Origin of the sequence: Micromonospora sp. 15K316 (genome assembly GCF_004348525.1) — a bacterium.
GTDB lineage: Bacteria > Actinomycetota > Actinomycetes > Mycobacteriales > Micromonosporaceae > Micromonospora.
The window spans coordinates 1-3444 of record NZ_SMKG01000363.1 but is presented as its reverse complement, the minus strand read 5'-3'; the positions used below and the strand labels follow the sequence as shown (position 1 = coordinate 3444).

Genomic DNA, 3444 nt, shown 5'->3' with positions numbered 1-3444 from the left:
GCCCCAGGGGGCAGGGGCACGCACCCCGGATTGGGGGGAGGAAAGTCTCAGATCTCGCCGAAGGTGTCGTACCGGATGTGCGGCGGCGGTACGTCGTCCGCCGCGAGTACCCGCAGCGTCGACCGGACCATGGGCGCCGAGCCGGAGACGTAGCAGTCGTGCCCCGTCCACGGGCCGTACCGGCCGAGCACGTCCGCGATCTCCCCCAGCTCACCGTCGAAGTCCGGGTCCTCGCTGCACGCCGGGGTGACCGATAGCCAGGGGTGCGCGGCGACCAGCTCGCGGAGCCCGGCCAGCCCGTAGAGGTCCGCCTCCCGGCGAGCGCCGTAGAAGACGTGCACCCAGCGGGTGCGGTTGTAGCTGACCAACTCCTCCACGAGCGCCTTGATCGGGGCGAGCCCGACGCCGCCGGCCACGCAGAGGAGGTCCCGCTCCGAGGTTCGATCCAGGATCATCGAGCCCATCGGGGCGGCCAGCCGGAGCAGGTCTCCCGGCTTCACCCGGCGAACCAGCGCCCCGGAGACCCAGCCGGCGCCGGTGGAGCGGACGTGGAACTCCAGCACGTTCTCGTCGTTCGGCGCGTTCGCCACCGAGTACGTCCGCCACACCCTCGGGTGGTAGCGCGGCACCTCCAGGCTCAGATACTGCCCGGCCTTCCAGGCAAGCGGGTGCTGGAGCGCGCGTACGGTCAGCACCGCCGTGTCCGCCCCGTGCCGCTCGTGGGTCAGCACCTCCGCGTGCCAGAACGGCGGGTTCTCGTCGGCCGCCGCCCCGGCCAGCATCTTCTCCGAGATGGCCGCGTACGCGTCCCGCCACGCCTGGTCGTACTCCAGGTTCCAGCCGTCGCCCGCGGTGCTGCGGAGCGCGTCCATGAGGGCGACGCCCATCGTGGCGTAGTTCTCCGCCTCGACGTGGTACTTGCGGTGGTCGCGGCCGAGCGCGCGGAGGAACTCGTCGAAACTCTCCGGATCGCCGACCGTGTGGATAGCCGTGATGATCGCTTCCAGCAGCCGGTCGCCCTGCCCGCTCATCTGCACCGGGAAGAGCTGCCGCAGCTCCGGGTCGAGCAGGAACAGGCGGGCGTAGAAGTGCTCGCTGAGCCGCTCCCGGTGCTCCTCGACCAGGGCCCAGCTCTCCTTCAGCAACCGCTCGAAGTTCTCCATGCCGGCTCGCTCCCTCTCCTGACGGCGAATGGGGCGAACACAGAATCTCCACGGAGCGTGTTGACCGGTCGCACAGAATGTGCGATCAGCTCACAAGGGCTCTCCGGGCGGCCGACGAACGCTCGCGTCGGGCAAAGTGGTGCGGTGACCCTTGAGCTCACCCGCCCGGTGTCCCGCCGGCTGCTGGGGACCGAGACGCTGCTGGTCCTCGGCCTCTCCCTCGGCCAGTCCGCCGTCTACGCGGTCGTCTCGATCATCGCGAAGCTGACCGCGCAGGGTGGTCTCGCCAAGCAGACCGCCTCGTTGAACACCTCGGCATCCTCCCGGCCGTACCTCGACCTGGCGTACCAGCTGCTCGGAATCGTCTTCGCGCTGCTGCCGGTGCTGCTCGCCGTACACCTGCTGAGCCGGGACCCCGGTGACCCGGCACGGACCCTCGGCCTGGACGCCCGACGGCCCGGTTCGGACCTGGCGCGCGGCGCCGGACTGGCCGCGCTGATCGGGCTGCCGGGCCTGGCCCTGTTCTGGGTGGCGGCAGAGCTCGGCATCAACGCGACCCTCGTGCCGGCGGCGCTGCCCGACGTCTGGTGGGCCGTGCCGGTGCTCGTCCTCGCCGCCGCGCAGAACGCCGTGCTGGAGGAGGTGATCGTCGTCGGCTACCTGGTGACCCGCCTGCGCCAGCTCCAGTGGCGGATCGGCGCGGTCATCGCGGCGAGCGCCGTGCTGCGCGGCAGCTACCACCTCTACCAGGGCTTCGGCGCGTTCCTCGGCAACGCCGTGATGGGCGTCGTGTTCAGCCTCTTCTACCTGCGTACCCGCCGGGTGATGCCGCTGGTCGTCGCGCACACGCTGCTCGACGTGGTCGCCTTCGTGGGGTACGCGCTGCTGCCCAAGTCGTGGTTCGACTGGCTGTAGGCCGCGCCTTCGCCGCTGGTCGCTGCGCGCTCGCCACTGGTGGCCGCCTTCGCCGATTGGATCTTGGACGGTAGCGGCCCCTCCAGGGGCATTACCGTGCCAAGATCCGTCCCGGGGTGCCCTCCGACTGCCTGGTCAATCGCGCCGGGGCGGTCGGTAGGTGGTGACGGCGCGGGCGGCGAGGCGCTCGGCGGCCGCCGCGTCCCCGGCCGCGGCCGCGAGCACCGACGCCCCCGGAAGCAGCCGGGACGCCAGCCGAAGCGCCAGCCAGCCGGCGGCCTGGGCGGCGAGCGGCATCGCCAGCCGCCACGCCGCCTCCAGGGCGCGGGGCCAGGGCGCGTCTCCCGGGCCGTGCAACGCCCGCGCCGCCTCCAGAGCGGTACGGGCGCTCTCCGCGTCCGGGTGCACCTGGGTCAGCACCAGCAGCTCGACCGCCCGATCCGGGTGGCCCGGATCACGGCCGTACGCCGCCGCGAGGTGCAGCACCAGGTTGGCCTGGGTCCAGAGCACCGAGGCGAGCTCGGCCACCGGGGCGAGGGCACCGGCGAGCGCCGAGGTCGCCCCGCCCGCGCCCGCCAACCGGACGAACCGCCGGGTGGCGAGCCGGGCCAGCCCGTCCGGCGACGCCTCGGGGTACGCCGACCGCAGCCGCTCGGCCCAGTCCCGCGCGCTCGGGCCGAGCACCTCCACCGCCGCCAGCGCCAGCAGCTCCGGGGCGAAACCGGGGTGGTCGAGCACCCGGGTGGCAGCCGAGCGCAGGTCTGACAGCTCGGCCGCCGGTGCCGGTACGACCGCCTGCCGCTGGCCTCGCCCGGCGGCGGTCGCGGCCCGCGCCGGTGTCGGGGCCGCCTTCTTCGACGCGCTCTTCCGCGGCGCGGGCACCTTCTCGGCGGCGGCCTTCTTCGCCGGGGCGCGCTTCCCCGCGGTCGTCTTCTTCGCGGCCGCCGCCTTCTTCGCGGTGCCCGTTGCGTTCGCCGCCTCCGTGGCCGCCGCGGTGTCCGTTGCCGGCTGTTCGGCTGTCGCGGTGTCCGCTGCCGGCCCTACGGCTGTCGCGGCGTCCGCCGCCGGCTCTCCGGCCTCCGCCGGCGTCGCCGGCGCGGGTGCCGCCTCCGGCCGCCGCGCGGTCGCCGTGGTCTCGGCCGGCTGGTCCGCATTCGTCGCCGGTCCGGCTGCGGCCGCCGGTCCGGCTGTTTCCGTCGGTGGCCGGTGCTTCCGGGTTTCCGTGGTCGCCGACGGGGCGGGCTTCCGGGCTGCCGTGGTCGCCGACGGGGCGGGCTTCCGGGCGGCCGTGCGCCGGGGAGCTGGGGGCGGCCGCGGCTCGTCGGGCTCGGGCGGCTGGAACAGCACGGCCGGCGCGGCCTTCGCG

3 protein-coding genes and 1 pseudogene are annotated in these 3444 nt (G+C 74.2%); 2 read left to right on the top strand and 2 right to left on the bottom strand.

The annotated features are described in order from the left end of the window. Positions 1-47: 47 nt before the first annotated feature. Positions 48-1163, bottom strand: coding sequence for a globin domain-containing protein (locus tag E1211_RS31395; protein WP_132353755.1), 1116 nt, complete (start codon positions 1161-1163; stop codon positions 48-50). A 144-nt stretch (positions 1164-1307) separates the two neighbouring features. On the opposite strand from E1211_RS31395, the gene E1211_RS31390 reads away from it, so the two are divergent. Next, on the top strand, positions 1308-2078 hold the full coding sequence (locus tag E1211_RS31390) for a CPBP family intramembrane glutamic endopeptidase (RefSeq protein WP_132353753.1): 771 nt from the start codon (positions 1308-1310) through the stop codon (positions 2076-2078). 135 nt (positions 2079-2213) lie between these two features. Here E1211_RS31390 and E1211_RS31385 read toward each other — a convergent pair whose 3' ends face one another. Then, positions 2214-2816 (bottom strand): hypothetical protein, encoded by a 603-nt coding sequence (locus tag E1211_RS31385; RefSeq protein ID WP_243709795.1) that lies wholly within the window; start codon positions 2814-2816, stop codon positions 2214-2216. A gap of 4 nt (positions 2817-2820) precedes the next feature. Between E1211_RS31385 and E1211_RS32850 the strand changes: the two are divergent. Next, a pseudogene (locus tag E1211_RS32850) lies at positions 2821-3444 on the top strand (hypothetical protein); the annotation flags it as partial.

Bases quoted from the DNA above. Each gene is read 5' to 3' on its own strand.
- E1211_RS31395 (WP_132353755.1), bottom strand. From the start codon at position 1,163: ATGGAGAACTTCGAGCGGTTGCTGAAGGAGAGCTGGGCCCTGGTCGAG.